Annotated in this window: 21 protein-coding genes; 13 read left to right on the forward strand and 8 right to left on the reverse strand. The window is 62.4% G+C overall.

The genetic code is table 11. From position 1 onward, the window contains the following. Position 1 precedes the first annotated feature (1 nt). A complete protein-coding gene (locus E8Q41_RS18635) occupies positions 2-3,070 on the reverse strand; it encodes a helicase-related protein (protein WP_137157056.1) in 3,069 nt (1,022 codons plus the stop codon). Positions 3,071-3,653: 583 nt separating this feature from the next. Between E8Q41_RS18635 and E8Q41_RS18640 the strand changes: the two genes are divergently transcribed. Both E8Q41_RS18640 and E8Q41_RS18645 read left to right on the forward strand, forming a co-directional pair. Continuing rightward, positions 3,654-3,809 carry a DUF3309 family protein gene (locus E8Q41_RS18640; protein ID WP_137157057.1) on the forward strand — a complete coding sequence of 52 codons (156 nt, stop codon included), beginning with the start codon at positions 3,654-3,656 and terminating at the stop codon, positions 3,807-3,809. A 23-nt stretch (positions 3,810-3,832) separates the two neighbouring features. After that, the gene (locus E8Q41_RS18645; protein WP_137157058.1) at positions 3,833-4,081 is read left to right on the forward strand and encodes a glycine zipper domain-containing protein; all 249 of its coding nucleotides are present in this window, start codon (positions 3,833-3,835) and stop codon (positions 4,079-4,081) included. 148 nt (positions 4,082-4,229) lie between these two features. Here the strand turns inward: E8Q41_RS18645 and E8Q41_RS18650 are convergent, their stop codons facing one another. Together E8Q41_RS18650 and E8Q41_RS18655 are read right to left on the reverse strand one after the other, a co-directional pair. After that, on the reverse strand, positions 4,230-4,955 hold the full coding sequence (locus tag E8Q41_RS18650; RefSeq protein WP_137157059.1) for a beta-ketoacyl-ACP reductase: 726 nt from the start codon (positions 4,953-4,955) through the stop codon (positions 4,230-4,232). A gap of 79 nt (positions 4,956-5,034) precedes the next feature. Further along, positions 5,035-6,216: an acetyl-CoA C-acetyltransferase gene (locus tag E8Q41_RS18655; RefSeq protein WP_137157060.1), complete on the reverse strand. Its 1,182-nt coding sequence runs from the start codon at positions 6,214-6,216 to the stop codon at positions 5,035-5,037. 296 nt (positions 6,217-6,512) lie between these two features. On the opposite strand from E8Q41_RS18655, the gene phaR reads away from it, so the two are divergent. Then, a complete protein-coding gene (phaR, locus tag E8Q41_RS18660; RefSeq protein ID WP_137157061.1) occupies positions 6,513-7,094 on the forward strand; it encodes a polyhydroxyalkanoate synthesis repressor PhaR in 582 nt (193 codons plus the stop codon). Positions 7,095-7,139: 45 nt separating this feature from the next. Here the strand turns inward: phaR and E8Q41_RS18665 are convergent, their stop codons facing one another. The 4 genes from E8Q41_RS18665 to mtgA form a co-directional block, all read right to left on the reverse strand. Next, positions 7,140-7,541 carry a hypothetical protein gene (locus tag E8Q41_RS18665; RefSeq protein ID WP_137157062.1) on the reverse strand — a complete coding sequence of 134 codons (402 nt, stop codon included), beginning with the start codon at positions 7,539-7,541 and terminating at the stop codon, positions 7,140-7,142. 182 nt (positions 7,542-7,723) lie between these two features. Continuing rightward, positions 7,724-7,909 carry a 50S ribosomal protein L32 gene (gene rpmF, locus E8Q41_RS18670; RefSeq protein WP_137157063.1) on the reverse strand — a complete coding sequence of 62 codons (186 nt, stop codon included), beginning with the start codon at positions 7,907-7,909 and terminating at the stop codon, positions 7,724-7,726. Positions 7,910-8,068: 159 nt separating this feature from the next. Next, positions 8,069-8,716, reverse strand: coding sequence for a glutathione S-transferase family protein (locus tag E8Q41_RS18675; RefSeq protein ID WP_137157064.1), 648 nt, complete (start codon positions 8,714-8,716; stop codon positions 8,069-8,071). 65 nt (positions 8,717-8,781) lie between these two features. Then, complete coding sequence (mtgA, locus tag E8Q41_RS18680) at positions 8,782-9,456, reverse strand: monofunctional biosynthetic peptidoglycan transglycosylase (protein WP_246660251.1); 675 nt, start codon at positions 9,454-9,456, stop codon at positions 8,782-8,784. Between the two features lie 235 nt (positions 9,457-9,691). On the opposite strand from mtgA, the gene E8Q41_RS18685 reads away from it, so the two are divergent. Next, a complete protein-coding gene (locus E8Q41_RS18685; RefSeq protein ID WP_137157065.1) occupies positions 9,692-10,600 on the forward strand; it encodes a polyprenyl synthetase family protein in 909 nt (302 codons plus the stop codon). A 3-nt stretch (positions 10,601-10,603) separates the two neighbouring features. Next, entirely contained in the window at positions 10,604-11,665 is a 1,062-nt protein-coding gene (gene hisC / locus E8Q41_RS18690) for a histidinol-phosphate transaminase (protein ID WP_137157066.1), read from the forward strand. Between the two features lie 21 nt (positions 11,666-11,686). Here hisC and E8Q41_RS18695 read toward each other — a convergent pair whose 3' ends face one another. Continuing rightward, positions 11,687-12,007 carry a hypothetical protein gene (locus E8Q41_RS18695; RefSeq protein ID WP_137157067.1) on the reverse strand — a complete coding sequence of 107 codons (321 nt, stop codon included), beginning with the start codon at positions 12,005-12,007 and terminating at the stop codon, positions 11,687-11,689. 317 nt (positions 12,008-12,324) lie between these two features. On the opposite strand from E8Q41_RS18695, the gene sdhC reads away from it, so the two are divergent. The 8 genes from sdhC (at position 12,325) to sucC (ending at position 20,024) form a co-directional block, all read left to right on the forward strand. Continuing rightward, entirely contained in the window at positions 12,325-12,717 is a 393-nt protein-coding gene (gene sdhC, locus E8Q41_RS18700) for a succinate dehydrogenase, cytochrome b556 subunit (protein WP_137157068.1), read from the forward strand. 14 nt (positions 12,718-12,731) lie between these two features. Next, positions 12,732-13,112, forward strand: a complete 381-nt coding sequence (sdhD, locus tag E8Q41_RS18705; RefSeq protein WP_137157069.1) for a succinate dehydrogenase, hydrophobic membrane anchor protein — start codon at positions 12,732-12,734, stop codon at positions 13,110-13,112. 5 nt (positions 13,113-13,117) lie between these two features. Continuing rightward, complete coding sequence (gene sdhA, locus E8Q41_RS18710) at positions 13,118-14,944, forward strand: succinate dehydrogenase flavoprotein subunit (RefSeq protein ID WP_137157070.1); 1,827 nt, start codon at positions 13,118-13,120, stop codon at positions 14,942-14,944. A gap of 17 nt (positions 14,945-14,961) precedes the next feature. Beyond that, positions 14,962-15,741, forward strand: coding sequence for a succinate dehydrogenase iron-sulfur subunit (locus tag E8Q41_RS18715; RefSeq protein ID WP_137157071.1), 780 nt, complete (start codon positions 14,962-14,964; stop codon positions 15,739-15,741). Between the two features lie 250 nt (positions 15,742-15,991). Further along, the gene (locus E8Q41_RS18720; protein ID WP_246660252.1) at positions 15,992-16,492 is read left to right on the forward strand and encodes a protease inhibitor Inh/omp19 family protein; all 501 of its coding nucleotides are present in this window, start codon (positions 15,992-15,994) and stop codon (positions 16,490-16,492) included. A gap of 13 nt (positions 16,493-16,505) precedes the next feature. Continuing rightward, positions 16,506-17,654 carry a cell division protein ZapE gene (zapE, locus tag E8Q41_RS18725; protein ID WP_137157073.1) on the forward strand — a complete coding sequence of 383 codons (1,149 nt, stop codon included), beginning with the start codon at positions 16,506-16,508 and terminating at the stop codon, positions 17,652-17,654. 189 nt (positions 17,655-17,843) lie between these two features. Beyond that, entirely contained in the window at positions 17,844-18,806 is a 963-nt protein-coding gene (gene mdh / locus E8Q41_RS18730) for a malate dehydrogenase (protein ID WP_137157074.1), read from the forward strand. Positions 18,807-18,830: 24 nt separating this feature from the next. Further along, positions 18,831-20,024 carry an ADP-forming succinate--CoA ligase subunit beta gene (gene sucC / locus E8Q41_RS18735; RefSeq protein ID WP_137157075.1) on the forward strand — a complete coding sequence of 398 codons (1,194 nt, stop codon included), beginning with the start codon at positions 18,831-18,833 and terminating at the stop codon, positions 20,022-20,024. Positions 20,025-20,032: the final 8 nt, after the last annotated feature.

Below are 20,032 nucleotides of genomic sequence, written 5' to 3' on the forward strand. Positions count from 1 at the left end.
CTTACTTCTTCAGCTGTTCCTTCAGCGCGGCGAGCTTGGCGAAAGGAGAATCCGGATCGATCGGCTTTTCCTTGCGGGGCTTTGCCTCGAAGCGCTGCGGCTGGCCGCGATTGCCCTTGTCCTGGCGAGGGGCGGCGTCCTGGCGCTCCTGACGATCCGGCCTATCCTGACGGGGACGGTCGTTGCGGTCGTTGCGCGGCGGACGATCCTGCTCCTTGCGGTCACCACGGCGGCCTTCGCCGCGGTTCTGGGCGTTCTGCGGACGACGATCGTCGCCCTGACGCTCGGGCCGGCGTCCGCCTTCGCGGGGAGCCTGGTCACGGCGGGGGCCTGCATTGCGCTGCGGCGCATCGCTGCGGCCGCCTGGACGCCAGAGAAGAACCCGCTTTTCTTCCTGCGGCTCTTCAGGCGCGGCGTCCTGAGCCGGAGCCGCGGTCGCCTCGGTCGGCGCCTCTTCGGTCACGGCGGGAGCCGCGGCCTGTTCGGCTGCTTCGGAGGCTTCTGCGGCGGCGGAGTCGTCTTCGGTCTTCGGCTCATCCGCAGGCGCTTCGGCTGACGCCGCGGCCGGCTGGGCCGGCGCCGGCGCGGTCGACGCCAGGTAAGCGCCGGCTTCTTCTGCGGTCACGCTGTCGGCGCGATAGCCGAGGCCCTTGAGGATCTCCTCGATGTCGTCGGCGGTGGCGCCGAGGATCGACAGCATGGCGGGCGTCGTCAGGAAGCGACGCCCGTCATAGGCGCCGTCCGGACGCGTCGGCGAACCGGGCTTCCACTGCAGAAGCGGACGAATGAGATCGGCGAGACGCTCGAGAATGTCGATGCGGACCGCGCGCTTGCCGAGGAAACGGAAGCCCGCGAGCCGGTAGAAATTGCGCTCGAAGCTGTGATCGGTGACGATCGAGGTGCGGCCTGCGGCCAGCGCCGGAATGAGATCGCCATAGCCCGGCAGGCCGAGCGCGTCGTTCTTGAGCGCCCAGAGCAGGGTGATGAGCTCGGCCGGAGCGGGCTTCAACAGCGCCGGCATGAAGACGTGATAGGCGCCGAAGCGGATGCCGTATTTGCGCAGCGAGGCGCGGCCGTCCTGGTCAAGCGCCTTGACGTCGTCGGCGACGTCGCGGCGGAACAGAACGCCGAGGCTCTCAGCCAACTGATAGGCTATGCCCTTGGCGATGCCCTGGAGATCCTCGGCGCGGACGAGGTCGTCGAGCGGCTTGAGGACGGTGGCGATGTGATGATTCACGAAACGCTCGATGCGAGCCTGAACGTGATCGCGGGCATGGCCCTGCAGCAATTCGTCGGCCAGCAGCACGATGCGCGGACGCATCACGTGATCCGACGCCGTCAGGCGCGCCACCGGCTCGCCGAGCCAACGGACCAGCCCGTCATTGGCGATCGCCAGGTCGCTGTTTCCAGCCGCGTGCAGCCGGGCGGCGCGCGCCTCGAACTCCAGACCGAGCGCCTTGCCGACCGCGCTTTCGACAGCTTTCAAATCCTGGCCGTCCGTCCCGCCCGCAAGCGTAAAGCGGAAACCCGACAACTGTCCCACATGATGCCCTTCGACGAAGACATCGCCATTCACACTGATTTCCGCTTCGAGCATAGCATTCTCTCTTAACCGCTTCATGAGCACAGATGTCCTGCGGTCTACGAAGCGTTTGGTCAACCTTTCATGCAGCGCGTCCGAGAGACGATCTTCGATTTCGCGCGTTTTTTCCTGCCAGTGCGCCGGATCGGCCAGCCAGCCGGGCCGGTTGGACACATAGGTCCAAGTCCTGATTTGCGCAATACGGGCCGAGAGCGTGTCGATCTCGCCATCCGTCCTGTCCGCCCGGCGCACCTGCTCGGCAATGAAATCCTCCTTCACCGCGCCGAGCCGGACGATGTCCTTGTAGATGGCGGCGACGAGATCGGAATGCTGCAGCGAGGTGATCCGCCTGTAATCAGGCAGGGCGCAAATCTCCCAGAGCTTTTCCACCCTTTCCCGCGATGTGGCAAGCTCCAAAATGTCCGGATACCGCGCCAGATGCTCAAGCGCCTGCATGTCGACCGACGGCAGCGCCTTGGTCAGGCCCTGCACCCGGGGTGCCAAGTCCAGGCTCTTGCGCAGATTGTCGACCGAGGAGAAATCGAGGGTCTTGGTGCGCCATTGCATCACCTTGACGGGATCGAATTCGTGGCTCTCGATGCGCTGGACCATTTCGTCGTCGAGCGGGCGGGTCTGGCCGGTGACCCCGAAAGTCCCGTCGCGCATGTGGCGTCCGGCGCGTCCGGCGATCTGGCCCATCTCTCCGGGCGTCAGATTGCGATACTGAAAACCGTCATATTTGCGGTCCTGGGCAAAGGCGACATGGTCGACGTCGAGATTGAGGCCCATGCCGATGGCGTCGGTCGCAACGATGTATTCGACATCGCCTTCCTGATAGAGCGCGACCTGGGCGTTGCGGGTGCGGGGGCTCAAGGCCCCGATCACCACGGCCGCGCCGCCGCGCTGGCGTTTGACCAGTTCGGCGATGGCGTAGACCTCGTCGGCCGAAAAAGCGACGATGGCCGAGCGGCGCGGCAGGCGAGTGATCTTCTTCTGACCGGCATAGAAGAGCTGCGACAGGCGAGGCCGCTCGACCACGGTCAGACCCGGCAGGATCTGGGTGAGAATCGGCTTCATGGTCGCAGCGCCCAGAAGCAGGGTCTCCTCCCGACCACGCAGATGCAGGATGCGGTCGGTGAAGACATGGCCGCGTTCGAGATCGGCGGCGAGCTGCACCTCATCGATGGCGACGAAAGAGGCGCGGGTCTCGCTCGGCATGGCTTCGACGGTGCAGACGGAATAGCGGGCCCCGGGGGGCGAGATTTTTTCTTCACCGGTGATCAGCGCGACATTGGCGACGCCGACTTTCTCGGCGACACGGCCATAGACCTCCCGGGCGAGCAGGCGCAGCGGTAAGCCGATCACGCCGGAGGCGTGCGCCACCATTCGCTCGATGGCGTAATGGGTCTTGCCGGTGTTCGTGGGGCCGAGAACCGCAGTGACGCCGCGGCCGCTCAAGATCAGGGGATCGGAAGTCAATGTGTCCAGTCCAGATGAAGGAGTCGGCGTAAAGCCGGCGGCTTTCCTTGCCCTCTAAAAGCGGCAATTGCAAGAAAAAGGGCGGGAGAAGGGAGATTTCATCTCGTCAAAGCAGTAGGGCGCAAGCTTCGGAACAGCTTGGGAACGAATCGGAGACGAATCGCAGACTCGACGTTGTTCACGACGCGTTCCCTACTAGATATTGAGGATTCCCGCGCACGCTTTCGATAGGTTGAATCGGGCGGAGAATCGCATGAGTTGCAGCCGAAAGTGGAGGATTTCGCCCCTTCCGGCGGTCAACGACCTCCGGAAATCATGGTGAATCAAACCTTTCGTCGGTCCGTCCTCCTGTGCCGGTCCGGCGCGCAGAAAACCCTGAACCTAGGTGGTACGAATCACCGACGAATCAGGCGTTGCAATCGGTTGCTTACCTGTCCACCACCATATCTTGTAGCGCAACGGTCCGTTAACCAGATTATTCATGCCTTTTGCCTGCGCCGTTTTCCTGGCGAAAATTCGTATCCACCGCCGGAACAAACCGCTTCATCGCTCGTTCTTTCCGTCAGTTCGATTGCGCATATGGGGTAGCGACATGCTTGGAACCATTCTTCTTATCATTCTGGTCCTGCTTCTCATCGGGTCTGTGCCCACCTGGGGTCACAGCAGAGGATGGGGATACGGTCCTTCCGGCGGAATCGGGCTGGTTCTCGTCATAGTTCTCATACTCGTCCTGATGGGCAGAGTCTGATCATTCGGAGAAGGAGCGTAGCGATGAAGAAAGTTATCCTGTCCATGGCCATGATCGGCGCCTTGGCGTCCTGCACCGCCACTGAGCGAGGCGCGGGCGTCGGCGCCGCCACCGGCGCCGTGATCGGCGGCGTGGCCACCGGCAATGTCCGCGGCGCTGCCGTGGGCGCGGTGGTAGGCGGCGCGGCCGGCGCGCTGATCGGCAGCGCAAGCCGCGAAGGATATTGCGTCTATCGCGACCGTTATGGCCGCCGCTACGAAGCGCGCTGCTGAAGCTGAGGCGGCGCCTGAACGGGATCGGAACGAATCGCCGACGAATCAGGCTTGATCGAACGTTCTCGAGACGTTCACCGCAAGATGTTGTATTTTATGCAAATTTTAACCATGGAGGCCGCCCATCGGGCGGCCTCCATTTTTTGTCTCACACCATATACTGACCGCCATTGGCGGAAATCGTCGATCCCGTGATAAAGCCGGCGTCGTCGGAGGCGAGGAAGACCACGCAGCGGGCGATCTCCTCGGGTTCGCCGAGGCGGCCCACCGGGATTTGCGGAATGATGCGCTCGTTAAGCACTTTCTCCGGCACGGCGCGCACCATCTCGGTGCCGATATAGCCCGGGCAGATGACGTTGACGGTGATTCCCTTGGCGGCGCCTTCCTGGGCGAGCGCCTTGGTGAAGCCGATGTCGCCCGCCTTGGCGGCGGAATAGTTGGCCTGACCCATCTGGCCTTTCTGGCCGTTGATCGAGGAAATGCTGATGATGCGGCCGAAGGAGCGATCGCGCATGCCCGTCCAGACCGGATGGGTCATGTTGAACAGGCCGGAGAGATTGGTGGAGATCACCGCGTTCCACTGTTCCGGGGTCATCTTGTGGAACATGGCGTCGCGGGTGATGCCGGCATTGTTGACGAGGATCTCGACCGGGCCCAGTTCCGCCTCGACCTGAGCGATGCCGGCGGCGCAGGCCTCATAGCTCGACACATCCCATTTGAAGGCGGGGATGCCGGTTTCGGCGGTGAAAGCCTTGGCCGCCTCGTCATTGCCGGCGTAATTGGCGGCGACCTTATAGCCGGCGTTCTTCAGCGCGATCGAGATGGCGGCGCCGATGCCGCGCGTTCCACCGGTAACGAGTGCTACTCTGCTCATGAATTCCCTCCCTGGATGGCGTTTTTGCCGACAGTGTTTTGGAGGGAGCGGCCGGAAAACGGGCCGCCCCCCAATGCAATCAAAGCGCCTCGAAGCACATGGCGATGCCCATGCCGCCGCCAATGCAGAGGGTGGCGAGGCCCTTCTTGGCCGAGCGGCGCTTCATTTCGAACAACAGCGTATTGAGCACGCGCGCGCCGGATGCGCCGATCGGATGGCCGATGGCGATCGCGCCGCCATTGACGTTGACGATCGACGGATCCCAGCCAAGATCCTTGTTGACCGCGCAGGCCTGGGCAGCAAATGCTTCGTTGGCTTCGACGAGGTCGAGGTCGCCCACCGACCAGCCGGCCTTTTCGAGCGCCTTGCGCGAGGCCGGGATCGGGCCGGTGCCCATGATCTTGGGATCGACGCCGGCGGTCGCCCAGGAAACGATGCGGGCGAGCGGCGTGATGCCGCGACGGGCGGCCTCGGCTTCCGTCATCAGCAGGGCGGCGGCGGCGCCGTCATTGAGACCGGAGGCGTTGCCGGCGGTCACGGTGCCTTCCTTGTCAAAGGCCGGACGGAGCTTGGCGAGCGCGTCGATGGTCGCGCCGGCGCGGATATATTCGTCGGCGTCGACGATCGTGTCGCCTTTGCGGCCCTGGATGACGAAGGGCACGATTTCATCCTTGAAACGGCCCGCAGTCTGGGCGGCTTCGGCCTTGTTCTGCGAAGCGACGGCGAAGGCGTCCTGCTCGTCGCGGGACAGCTGCCACTGGCGGGCCACGTTTTCGGCGGTGATGCCCATGTGATAGCCATGGAAGGCGTCGGTCAGGCCGTCCTTGATCATCGTGTCGATCAGCTTGACGTCGCCCATCTTCACGCCGCCGCGCAGATGCTGGCAGTGCGGGGCCATCGACATGGATTCCATGCCGCCGGCCACGATGATCGACGCGTCACCGGAAGCGATCTGCTGCATGCCGAGCGCGACGGCGCGCAGGCCGGAGCCGCAAAGCTGGTTGACGCCGAGCGCTGTGGCTTCGATGGGCACGCCGGCCTTCACGGCGGCCTGGCGGGCCGGGTTCTGGCCTTCGCCGGCTGGAAGCACCTGGCCCAGGATCACTTCGTTGACTTCGGAAGCCTCGACGCCCGCGCGTTCGAGCACGCCCTTGATGACGGCCACGCCGAGTTCATGGGCGGGGACATTGGCGAAGCTGCCGTTGAAAGAGCCGACGGCGGTGCGCGCCGCGCTTGCGATGACGATCGAAGGGCTGCTCATGATTGTTTCCTCCTTGATGGGTTGTCCTGACACTCGCAAACGCAAAAGGGGCTGTCAATGACGCGAAAGACCTACATGCCGCATTGCGGCACTTTGTTCATCTTCTCGTCATAGTTGATTTAGTTGACCCGCATGCGCCTGCCGTCTGCTGAGCGACGCCTGCTTTCGCCCGCTCACGCCGCAACGCACAAAAGCATTGTGCCCACAGGGCTTTTCGGCTTAGACTGGCCAAAAGCGCCTGAGAAATCGAGTGGAGGAGGCGTTTTTGCAAAAGAAAAGACGGTCAGGAGGAACGAATGGCCAAACATGATGGGCAGATCGTCATCAAAAAATACGCGAACCGGCGCCTCTACAACACCGGCACCAGCACCTATGTGACGCTCGACGATCTGGCGCAGATGGTCAAGAAGGGGGAGGACTTCACCGTCCAGGACGCAAAGAGCGGCGACGACATCACGCATTCGGTGCTGACGCAGATCATCTTCGAACAGGAGTCCAAGAACGGCAATACGCTGCTGCCGATCTCTTTCCTTCGCCAGCTTATCTCTTATTACGGCGATCAGATGCAGATGTTCGTGCCGTCTTATCTCGAACAGTCAATGCATGCCTTCAGCAGCCAGCAGAGCCAGATCCGCGATCACCTCGCCAAGTCGCTCGGCGATACGCCGCTCGCCAAGAATTTGCAGATTCCGATTCAGCTCATGGAAGAGCAGGTCAAGCGCAACACGGAGATTTTCCGTCAGGCGATGGAAGTGTTCACGCCTTTCGCCCCGAACGCCCAGGCCAAGACCGAGCCCAAAGGCAAGGCCGACGCCAAGGACATCGAAGATCTGAAGGAGCAGTTGCGCGCGCTCCAGGCCAAGATCGAGAATATGTGAGTTTTAGTTTGGGCGGCGGTCATTCGCCGCCCTGATCACAGGTCGTCACAGACCGATCGACACATCCCGGCCTGTCGACGAGATCGAAATGGTAAATCCTGCCGCGACATCGATGAAGCAGATCGCCATCAGCAGGAAGAACACATGCGTGGCCGCAGCCGGCGCCAGCAGAAACTCCACCAGAAACACCACGAAAAGCAGCATGGACAGAAGGTGATCCAGAACCGCTGATCTGCGTCGCGTCGCCTTGATGATCTCGAAGAACAGCACGAACAGCGCCACGAGGATCAACAGGTCTCCCAGGCTCATCGTCCAGGTCGCCCCCGACATCATGTCCAGGCTGAAGATCGAATTGTCCAGCGCCGCCACGCCGCCCGAGCCCAGCGCGCCGAACATGGCGAGATTGTAGAGAATGAAAGGAATGATCATCAGGGGGATGACGGCCATGTCGCGCTCCGCTTGTTTCTTGGCGCGACAATAAAGGCTTTCGGCGCGAAACGGAATCCGGGAAACGCCTTGGGCCGCCGATTTCAAACGATGAAGCGTTGGCGGCCGTTTTCGAAAGCCCTGAAAAGCAAAGGGCCGGCTTTCGCCGGCCCTTGAAATTTTGCGCAGGAGCGCGCCTGAAATCAGGCGTTTTCCTTCGGCGTCAGAACCTGGCGACCGCGATACATGCCGGTCTTCAGGTCGATGTGGTGCGGACGGCGAAGCTCGCCCGAGTTCTTGTCTTCCACATAGGTGGACGCCTTCAGGCCGTCAGCGGAACGGCGCATACCGCGGCGGGACGGGCTGGTTTTTCTCTTAGGAACTGCCATTTTCTTAACTCCAATCTCACCCGGACATCGTTTCGTTCAGCCAGGAAGGCCGCGCGCATCAGCGATCTTTTCCGGAAAATTTGGCGGGCTTATACATGCGCCAGAGGGCTTTGACCAGTCCCCCCGGATATTTTTTCTCAACCCTGCCGATTCCCGTCGTCAGGCTTCGTCTTCGGGGACGATCCATGTTTCGAGCGCTGCGGCCGCCGCCCATTCGCGAAATGCCGGGTGATCGACGACAGCCTGCATATAGGCGCGCGACTGCGGCTTTTCCGTGAGCATATAGGCGTCGAAGCGATTGACGACGGGCGCGAACATCGCATCGACAGCGCTGAAGTCGCCGAACAGGAACGGGCCCCCGCTTCTTGCGAGCGCATCCGACCAGATCTTTTCGATGCGCGCCACATCGGCCAGCAAATCCTCGCCGACCGCCATGGCCTTGCGCGGACGGCGCAGATTCATCGGGCAGGCGTTGCGCAGCGCGCGGAAGCCCGTGGCCATTTCGAGACTATAGGCGCGTGCAAGGGCGCGATCGCGAATGTGTTCGGGCCAGAGGCGCTTGTCCGGAAAGAGGTCGGCGACATAGTCGATGATCGCCAGCGATTCCCAGACCTTGAAGTCGTCATGCACCAGAAGCGGCACGCGCCCTGTCTCCGACACCGCCTTGATGGATGGATTGCCGGCCGGGAAATCGAAGGGAATGACTTCGTCTTTGAAATCGACGCCCGCCGCCTTCAGGGCGAGCCAGGGCCTGAGCGACCAGGACGAATAATTCTTGTTGCCGACATAGAGTTTGAGCTGCGCCATCGGGATCCTCCGTTGCCGCGAGATTACCCAATGCAAACGGCGTCAACCAATGAATTCAGGAGAGATCAGTCATAAAGGCATTTGATGTATTCGCCCGAGCCCTTGGCGCGGCGCTCGATCAGCGCGGCCAGCCGCTTCATGCCGCGGCCGGGTTTGGAGGCGTTGCGGGTGATCGGATTGGGCAGCGCCACGGCGAGAAGAGCGGCCTGCCGGCGCGTCAGTTTCTTGGCGGACGTGTTGAAATGATGCTTTGCGGCAGCCTCGACGCCATAGACGCCGGGACCCCATTCGGCGATGTTGAGATAGATCTCCATCAGCCGGCGCTTCGACCAGACGAAATCCGCTCCGACCGCGAGCGGCAGCTCCAACCCCTTGCGGATGAAGGAGCGACCGTTCCACAGGAATAGATTTTTGGCGGTCTGCATGGGGATGGTGGACGCGCCGCGGGTCTGCTTTCCGGCGAGCGCATCGTCGACCACGCCGTTCATCTGCACCCAGTCGACGCCGGAATGACTGCAATATTGCCCGTCTTCCGACATCATCACCGATTGGACGAGGACGGGCGCGATCTCCTCGAACTCCACCCAGCGGCGATCATAGCCCTGGAAGGTGACGAGATCCCAGAGCATCAGCGTCGATACCGGCCGCACCAAGTCGATCTTGTAGAACAGGATCAGGAGATAGGGGAGGACCAGCAAACCCAGAAGCGCAAGTCCGGCTTTTCGAAGATGAGCGCGCATCGGTCTTTCGCTTTCGTCGAGACGAGGCGTCGCATTCGCGGGCGTCCCCTGCCCTGCGTCCACAACCGCATTCGCCTCCGTCATGGCGTCCAAGATCGTCCGGTTCCTTTTGCCCTTCGCCACGTCTTCATAAACCGGGCGACGCAGCCTGACCAGACCACCGGCGCCGCTTTGTCGCGCCATCCCCGTGAACTGCGCGGTTGCAAGGCCTGCGCCGGCATGCGAAAGAGCCGGCATGCAGGACGAACTCTTCTTGACCACCCTTCAAGATCACGCCCGCGACGTCGAGACGTTGCTGGGGGCGCTTCTGTCGTCTGAGCCGCTGCCGGGAGAAGTCGCTCGGCCGCAGCGATTGCTCGCCGCCATGCGGCACGGCGTTCTTGCGGGCGGCAAGCGCATGCGCCCGGCGCTGGTGATCGAAAGCGCGCGGCTGTTTGACGGCGATTGCGATGCGGCCCTTCGCGTGGCGGCGTCTCTGGAATGCGTGCATTGCTATTCGCTGATCCATGACGATCTGCCGGCCATGGACGACGACGATCTCCGCCGCGGCCAGCCCACGGTGCATAAAGCGTTCGATGAAGCGGCCGCGATCCTGGCGGGCGACAGCCTGCTGACCTACGCCTTCGACGTGCTCGCCTCTCCGGATACCGATCTGCCGGCAGCCATCAAGATGGATCTGGTGCTGAGACTGGCGCGCGCCTCGGGACCGGGCGGCATGGCCGGCGGCCAGGCGCTCGATCTCGAAGCCGAAACCAAGGCGCTGATCGAGACCGAAATCCGCCAGCTGCAGGCGATGAAAACAGGCGCGCTCATCCGCTTCGCCTGCGAGGCCGGGCCGGTTCTGGCGGGCGCCCCGGACGCGGACATCGAGCGGCTGACGCATTTCGGCCGCATCATCGGTCTTGCCTTCCAGCTTCGGGACGACGTGCTGGATCTCGTCTCCGACAGCGCCACCCTCGGCAAGGCCGCCGGCAAGGATGCGGCGCGCAACAAGGGCACGCTGCCGGCCCTTTACGGAGTCGACTGGACAGAGCGGACCTTGAAGGATCTCGTCGACGAAGCGCATGCCGCGCTCGCGCCCTATGGCGTCCGCGCCGAAATGCTGTCGCGCCTCGCCACCTATGTCGCCACGCGGGAAAAGTAAGTCATGAGCAAATTCTGGTCGCCTCTGGTCGCCGACCTCAAGCCCTATGTCGCGGGCGAACAGCCGCGCATCGCCAATCTCATCAAGCTCAACACCAATGAAAATCCCTATGGCCCCTCGCCCAAGGCGCTGGAGGCCATCAAGGAGGCCGCAGACGACCGCATGCGGCTTTACCCCGATCCGTCCTCGCTCACGCTGCGCCAGGCGATTGCGACGCGGCATGGGGTGGAGGTCGACGAGGTGTTCGTCGGCAATGGATCCGACGAAGTGCTCGCGCATGTGTTCCAGGCGTTGCTCAAGCATGATGCGCCGCTTCTGTTTCCCGATATCAGCTACAGCTTCTATCCGGTCTATGCGGGATTGTTTGGCATCGACACGGTTCAGGTCCCGCTCGATGAGACGTTTCGCATCCGCATCGCCGATTACGACCGGCCGTGCGGCGCGATCATCATTCCCAATCCCAACGCGCCGACGGGCATCGCTCTGTCGCTTGAGGAGATCGAGGCTCTTGCCCGGTCGCATCCCGACCAGCCGGTGGTGATCGATGAGGCCTATGTGGATTTCGGCGCAGACAGCGCAATCGGCCTCACCCGCCGCTATCCCAATCTTTTGGTCGTGCACACGTTATCGAAATCCCGTTCGCTGGCCGGCCTTCGCGTCGGTTTCGCGATCGGCCAGCGCCCGCTGATCGATGCGCTGGAGCGCGTGAAGGACTCCTTCAACTCCTATCCGATCGACCGGCTGGCGGAAGTCGGCGCGACAGCGGCGATCGAGGATGAAACCTGGTTTCAGGAGACGACTCGGAAGGTGATTGCGTCGCGGAGCCGGGTGACGGACGCGCTTGTCGCGCGGGGCTTCGAGGTATTGCCCTCATCCGCCAATTTCGTCTTCGCCCGCCATCGCGATCATGAGGGCGCCGAGCTTGCCGCAGGACTGCGCGCCGAAGCCGTGCTGGTGCGTCATTTCGCCAAGCCGCGCATCGGCGATTTTCTCCGGATCAGCATCGGGACAGATGCGGAATGCGACCGTCTGGTCGAGGCGCTCGATCTTCTTCTGAACACGTGATCGAGCCAGCCGTCAGTCCCGTCAGGGGCGGATGACGCAGACGCCGTTTTCCATCGAGCATTCATTCCCGCCGGGCAGCGCCTCGACATCGATCATCAGGGGCTCGGCCGGAATTCCACTCGTTTGGATGTAAGCCACGGAAGAGCCGACCGAACCGAGCGACCAGGACCCGACGCCGGGGATGGTTACGATGTTCACATCGCCGGAATAACGGTCGAATTCCCGCCAGTCGCGCCCATGGTGGTGGCGATGATTGCGGTGGTCGAAGTCGGAACGGTCTCCGGCGAAACTCGGCAGGGAGATTGCGGCGAAGACCGCGGCGAGAAAGATCGGACGCAACACAGGAGCAAACCTTTCGCTAGGGGTGGCGGGAATACGCCGGTTAATGAAAGGTTAACATTGCGACTGCGGGGAAATCAACGTCGACCCGCGCAAATCTTCGCTCGCAGAGACAAAGGCTTAATACTAATCCGGCAGTCTCCGGACGGCGTAAAATGCAATAATCGATTAAAACGGAAATTGGCCTTTGGCAGGGCTTGCGGCGTTGTCATGACGGGACTAAACACGATTTTGACGCATTGCACACAGGCCTATGTGCAACACAAACCCTCGTGCGCCCCGGCTCCGGCGCATTTCGATTGCCCTCTCAGGAGGTTTCCATGGCGAATACGGTGAAAAACCGTCCTCTCTCCCCGCATTTGCAGATCTACAAACCGATTCCCACGATGATGGCGTCGATCACGCACCGAATCACCGGCGGCGCCTTGTTCTTCGGAACACTGCTCGTGGCCTGGTGGCTCATCGCGGCTGCATCCGGCGAGGATCATTTCAATCTCGTCAACGCGGTGTTCGGCTCGATCATCGGCCAACTCGTGCTGTTCGGCTATACCTGGGCGCTGGTTCATCACCTGCTCGGCGGTCTCAAGCACATCATGTGGGATCTCGGACATGGCTTCGAGAAGCACTTCTCGACCCGTCTCGCCATCGCACACTTCATCGCCTCGCCCGTGATCACGGTCCTTTTGTGGATCGTCGGTTACGCGGTTCGCTGAAAGGAGCCGACATCATGGATATGCGCACCCCTCTCGGCAAAGTCCGCGGTCTCGGTTCCGCCAAGGAAGGCACCGAACATTTCTGGCTGCAGCGCCTGACGGCCGTAGCCAATGTTCCGCTGGTTCTGTTCTTCATCGGCTTCGTCATCACCCATTCGGCGTCGTCCTATTCGGAATTGCGCGCCGCGATCGCCCATCCGGTCGTCGCCGTGCTGATTGGCCTGTTCATCGTGTCCTCGCTCACCCATATGCGTCTCGGCATGCAAGTGATCATCGAGGACTATGTGCATGGCGAAGTAACCAAGCTGGCGCTTCTGATGCTCAACACCTTCTTCACGGTCCTGGTCGGCGGTCTCTGTCTTTTCGCCGTGCTCAAGATCGGATTTGCAGGATAAAAACAATGGCTGCATCTTCCTCTCCCGCACTCGCCGGCAAGGCCTATGAGTTCGTCGACCACGCCTATGACGTCGTGGTGGTCGGCGCCGGCGGCGCCGGTCTCCGCGCCACGCTCGGCATGGCCGAACAGGGCTTCAAGACCGCCTGCATCACCAAGGTCTTTCCGACCCGTTCGCACACGGTGGCGGCGCAGGGCGGCATCGCCGCTTCGCTGCAGAACATGACGCCGGACAGCTGGCAATGGCATCTCTACGACACCGTCAAGGGCTCTGACTGGCTCGGCGATGTCGACGCCATGCAGTATCTCGCCATGGAAGCCCCCAAGGCCGTTTATGAGCTCGAACATTACGGCGTGCCCTTCTCGCGCACCGAAGACGGCCGCATCTATCAGCGTCCGTTCGGCGGCCACATGCAGAATTACGGCGAAGGCCCGCCGGTGCAGCGCACCTGCGCCGCGGCCGACCGCACCGGTCACGCCATCCTGCACACGCTCTATGGCCAGTCGCTGAAGAACAACGCAGAATTCTTCGTCGAATATTTCGCGCTCGATCTGATCATGGAAGCCGACGGCCGCTGCACCGGCGTGGTCGCCTGGAACCTCGATGACGGCACGATCCACCGCTTCGCCGCCAAGATGGTGGTGCTGGCGACCGGCGGCTATGGCCGCGCCTATTTCTCGGCCACCTCCGCGCATACCTGCACCGGCGACGGCGGCGGCATGATCGCCCGCGCCGGCCTGCCGCTGCAGGACATGGAATTCGTGCAGTTCCACCCGACCGGCATCTACGGCGCCGGCTGCCTGATCACCGAAGGCGCGCGCGGCGAAGGCGGCTATCTCGTCAATTCCGAAGGCGAGCGCTTCATGGAGCGTTATGCGCCGACCGCCAAGGATCTGGCGTCGCGCGACGTCGTTTCGCGCTGCATGACGATGGAAATTCGCGAAGGCCGCGGCGTCGGCAAGAGCAAGGATCATATCTTCCTGCATCTCGATCACCTCGATCCCGCCGTTCTCGCCGAGCGCCTGCCGGGTATTTCCGAATCGGCCAAGATCTTCGCCGGCGTCGACGTGACCCGAGAGCCGATCCCGGTTCTGCCGACCGTTCACTACAATATGGGCGGCGTGCCGACCAATTATTGGGGCGAAGTGCTCAACGCCGACAGCGACAATCCCGAACGCATCGCGCCCGGCCTGATGGCTGTGGGCGAAGCCGGCTGCGCCTCGGTGCATGGCGCCAACCGTCTCGGCTCCAACTCGCTGATCGACCTCGTGGTGTTCGGCCGCGCCGCTGCAATCCGCGCCGGTCAGGTGATCGACCGCGCATCGGCGATCCCCGCTCTCAACAAGGCGGCCTGCGACAAGATCATGGAGCGCTTCGACAAGACGCGCTACGCCTCGGGCTCCACGCCGACCGCCGTGCTGCGTGAAAAGATGCAGCGCGCCATGCAGGAAGACGCCGCGGTGTTCCGCACCCAGGAATCGCTCGAAAGCGGCTGCCGCCGCATGAGCGCGATCTGGAAGGAACTGCCCGACGTCAAGGTCACCGACCGCTCGCTGATCTGGAACTCGGATCTCGTCGAGACGTTGGAACTGGACAATCTCATGGCCAACGCCATCGTGACCGTCTATGGCGCGGAAGCCCGCAAGGAAAGCCGCGGCGCGCATGCCCGCGAGGACTTCTCCAGCCGCGACGACGTCAACTGGCGCAAGCACACGCTGGCTTGGGTCGGGGAAAGCGGTGACGTCAAGCTCGACTACCGGCCGGTGCATACCGACCTGATCGCCGACGGCATCGATCTCGCCAAGATCGCGCCCAAGGCGCGCGTCTATTAATCCGGGGATGGTGGATCATGGTTGAACTCGCACTGCCCAAGAATTCGCAGGTGACGGAAGGCAAGGTCTGGCCGAAGCCGGCCGGCGCCAAGAATGTCCGTGAGTATCGCGTCTATCGCTGGTCGCCCGACGACGGCAAGAATCCGTCGATCGACACCTATTACGTCGATGTCGACGACTGCGGTCCGATGGTGCTCGACGCGCTGCTCTACATCAAGAACAAGATCGACCCGACACTGACCTTCCGCCGCTCCTGTCGCGAAGGCATTTGCGGCTCCTGCGCGATGAATATCGACGGGACCAACACACTCGCCTGCACCAAGGGCACGGACGACATCAAGGGCACGGTGAAGATCTATCCGCTGCCGCATATGCCTGTCGTGAAGGATCTGGTGCCGGATCTCAACAACTTCTACGCCCAGCACCGCTCCATCGAGCCCTGGCTGAAGACGGTGTCTCCGACGCCGGCCAAGGAATGGAAGCAGAGCCATGACGACCGTCAGAAGCTCGACGGTCTCTATGAATGCATTCTCTGCGCCTGCTGCTCGACCTCCTGTCCGAGCTACTGGTGGAACGGCGACCGCTATCTCGGTCCGGCTGTTCTGCTGCAGGCCTATCGCTGGCTGATCGACTCGAGAGACGAAGCCAAGGGCGAACGTCTCGACAATCTCGAAGATCCGTTCCGGCTCTATCGCTGCCACACGATCATGAATTGCGCCCAGGCGTGCCCCAAGGGTCTGAACCCCGCCAAGGCGATCGCCGAAATCAAAAAGATGATGGTCGAACGCCGCAGCTGACGGCGGGCCACGGCGCCGGGCGAAAAGCCCGGCGTTTTTGCATGCGGGCGCGGAACTTCCGTTCATTTCGGCAGTTTCGCGGCAATGGCGGTAAAGCAGGGCCAAAATTTTCGCCCGGCAACCTTAGCGCTTGATTAACCATGGCGTCCTACGGTAATTCCGCCACATTTCACGCATGGTCATACAGGACGGTTTCTAGGAGTCTGGGATGCGAATTACACCCGTCGTCGGCATGATGGTTTCCATGGCGATGCTTGCCGGTTGCGCGAGCGACAGGATGGACGACATCGACACCGGCGTTCGTCCGCAACCTCTGGAGGCTCAGCCGATCGGTCAGGTCCAGTCGGGTCAATTGCCCGATCCGACCACGTCCACCTCTCAATTTCCTGAGAAACCGACCGTCGCCCCCGGTCTCGAGGGGCAGCAGGTCGCATCAGCCAATCCCGCCGGCGCGGCGCCCGCTACGGCCCTGGACGTCAAGAAGGAAACGATGGTCGGCGGCTGGAAGGTCAATTCCGCCGGCGCCGGCTGCGACATGTTCCTGACCTTGACCAATCTCGGCTCGGGATCGCGCGGCGGCACCCGCGGCTGCGTCGGCCCGCTCGCCGGCATGGGATCCTGGGAGGTTTCGGGCAAGCAGGTGATGCTGCGCGACCGCGCCGGCAACACCATCGCCACGCTCTACAAGTCGGCGGAAAACCGCTATGACGGCACGGTCAATGGCGGCCAGCTTGTCAGCCTGAGCCGCTGAGGTCCAACATTTTATGAAAGCGCCTCCGGATTATGCCGCCAGCGTCGTCGAACGGCTGGAGGCGATGGCAGCGGCCGGCGAAATCACCCGCGATGCGCAGCAGATCGCCATCGCAAAGCGCCTGGACGGCATTCTCGAAGCGCTGAAATCGCAGAAGCCGGCGGCGAAGAGTTCGGCGCTCGGCTGGCTGTTCGCCTCCAAGCGCCGTTCGAAAGAACCGGTGCGCGGGCTTTATGTCCATGGCAGCGTCGGCCGGGGCAAGACCATGATGATGGACCTGATGTTTGCGCTGGCGCCCATCGAACGCAAGCGCCGCGCCCATTTCCATGAATTCATGGCGGATGCGCATGCGCGGATTCACGAGCATCGCCAGAAGCTGAAGCGCGGCGAAACGAAACAGGCCGATCCTGTGCCGCCCGTTGCAGAAGCCATTGCCAAAGAAGCGACGCTGTTCTGCTTCGACGAATTCACCGTCACCGACATCGCCGACGCCATGATCCTGTCGCGGCTCTTCACCGAGTTGTTCGCGCGAGGCTGCGTGCTGGTGGCGACGTCCAATGTCGAGCCGGACAATCTCTACAAGGACGGGCTGAACCGCCAGCTGTTCCTCCCCTTCGTCGATCTTCTCAAGCAGTATGTCGATGTCGTCTCGCTGGACACCCCGACCGACTACCGCATGGAGAAGAACCGCAGCCTGCCCGTCTGGCTGACGCCTCTCGGCGATGAGGCCGACGCCAGGATCGAATCCGCCTGGCGGTCGATGACCGACGGCGCAAAGAGCAGTCCGGCGGAGATCGAACGGCCGGGCAGAACGATCCGGGTGCCGCAAGCCGCGGGCGACGCCGCACGCTTCACCTTCGCCGATCTCTGCGAGGCGCCCCTCGGCGCCACCGATTATCTCGCGCTCGTCGAACGCTACAGAACGGTGTTCGTGGAGCGCGTGCCGGTGCTCACGGTCGAAAAGCAGAATGAAGCCAAGAGGTTCATCAATCTGGTCGACACGCTTTACGACAATCACGTCCGGCTGGTGGCCTCGGCGGCCGTGATGCCGGAGGAGCTTCTGCCGGTCCGGCGAGGAACGGTCGGTTTCGAATTCGACCGCACCGTGTCCCGTCTCTTCGAGATGCGCAGCCGCGACTATCTGGAATCGTGCGAACAATAGGCGGTCAACTATTTCAGCCGTGCGACAAACTTTGACGTTTACGTAAGAAAATATAGTTCTAACCGATTGAATTTGCTTACGTCAAAATAATGTGTTGATATTTTAACCTTTTGGGTTTACTCCGATGCGCCATCCAGGGCCCTGATTGCGAAGCGCCCTGCGTCCAACAACCTGAAGGAAAGATTTCCCATGGCGCGTAAGAAAATCGCACTCATCGGTTCTGGCATGATCGGCGGCACGCTGGCGCATCTCGCGGGCATGAAAGAGCTCGGCGACGTCGTGCTGTTCGACATTGCCGACGGCATTCCGCAGGGCAAGGGTCTCGACATTGCCGAGTCCTCGCCGGTGGACGGCTTCGACGCGCATTATCAGGGCGCGAGCGACTATTCGGCCATCGAAGGCGCCGATGTCTGCATCGTCACCGCCGGCGTGCCGCGCAAGCCGGGCATGAGCCGCGACGATCTTCTCGGCATCAACCTCAAGGTCATGGAACAGGTCGGCGCCGGCATCAAGAAATATGCCCCGAACGCCTTTGTCATCTGCATCACCAATCCGCTCGACGCCATGGTCTGGGCGCTGCAGAAGTTCTCCGGCCTGCCGAAGAACATGGTGGTCGGCATGGCCGGCGTGCTCGACTCCGCCCGCTTCCGCTACTTCCTGGCGCAGGAATTTAACGTTTCGGTCGAAGACGTGACCGGCTTCGTGCTCGGCGGCCATGGCGACACGATGGTGCCGCTCGCCCGCTACTCCACCGTCGGCGGCATTCCGCTTCCGGATCTGGTCAACATGGGCTGGGTCTCCAAGGAGCGCCTCGAGGAAATCATCCAGCGCACCCGTGACGGCGGCGCTGAAATCGTCGGCCTGCTTAAGACCGGCTCGGCCTACTACGCGCCGGCTGCTTCGGCCATCGTGATGGCGGAGTCCTTCCTCAAGGACAAGAAGCGCGTCCTGCCCTGCGCCGCCTATCTCAACGGCCAGTATGGCGTGAAGGACATGTATGTCGGCGTTCCCACGGTCATCGGCCAGGGCGGTGTCGAGCGCATCATCGAGATCGATCTGAACGGCGCCGAAAAGGCCGCCTTCGACAAGTCGGTCGCTTCCGTCGCCGGCCTCTGCGAAGCCTGCGTCAACATCGCGCCGTCGCTGAAGTAATCCGTTTCCTGACAGGATTTCCCAATGAACATTCATGAATATCAGGCAAAAGCCCTTCTGAAGGGCTATGGCGCGCCGGTCGCCCAGGGCGTGGCGATCCTTTCGGCCGATGAGGCCGAAGCCGCCGCCAAGCAGCTTCCCGGTCCGCTCTACGTGGTGAAGAGCCAGATCCACGCCGGCGGCCGCGGCAAGGGCAAGTTCAAGGAACTCGGCCCCGACGCCAAGGGCGGCGTGCGACTCGCGAAATCGATCGAGGAAGCCGTCTCTCACGCCAAGGACATGCTCGGCAACACGCTGGTGACCGCCCAGACCGGCGAAGCCGGCAAGCAGGTCAACCGCCTCTATATCGAGGACGGCGCCGACATCGCTCGCGAACTCTATTGCTCGCTGCTCGTCGACCGTTCGGTCGGCCGCGTGGCCTTCGTCGTCTCGACCGAAGGCGGCATGGACATCGAGGCGGTCGCCCATGACACGCCCGAAAAGATCCACACGATCGCGATCGACCCGGAAACCGGCGTCACCGCCGACGACGTGGCCAAGATCGTTTCCGCGCTCGAACTCGACGGCGCAGCCGCCGAAGACGCCAAGTCGCTGTTCCCGATCCTCTACAAGGCCTTCAGTGAGAAGGACATGTCGCTGCTCGAGATCAACCCGCTGATCGTCATGACCGATGGCCATCTGCGCGTTCTCGACGCCAAGGTGTCGTTCGACGGCAACGCGCTGTTCCGCCATGACGACGTCAAGGCGCTGCGCGACGAGACCGAGGAAGACGCCAAGGAAATCGAAGCGTCGAAGTGGGATCTCGCTTACGTCGCTCTCGACGGCAATATCGGCTGCATGGTCAACGGCGCTGGTCTGGCCATGGCGACCATGGACATCATCAAGCTCTACGGCAAGGAGCCGGCGAACTTCTGCGACGTCGGCGGCGGCGCCGGCAAGGAGAAGGTGGCGGCGGCCTTCAAGATCATTACCGCTGACCCCAAGGTCGAGGGCATCCTCGTCAACATCTTCGGCGGCATCATGAAGTGCGACGTCATCGCCGAAGGCGTGGTCGCGGCCGTGCAGGAAGTGGGCCTCAAGGTTCCGCTCGTTGTGCGTCTCGAAGGCACCAATGTCGAGCTTGGCAAGAAGATCCTGAACGAATCGGGCCTGGCGATCACCGCTGCCGACGATCTGGACGACGCCGCCAAGAAGATCGTCGCGGCGATCAACGGCTAATCGGAAGG

Source organism: Rhizobium sp. FKL33 (assembly GCF_005222915.1).
Taxonomy (GTDB): Bacteria; Pseudomonadota; Alphaproteobacteria; order Rhizobiales; family Rhizobiaceae; genus Rhizobium_E.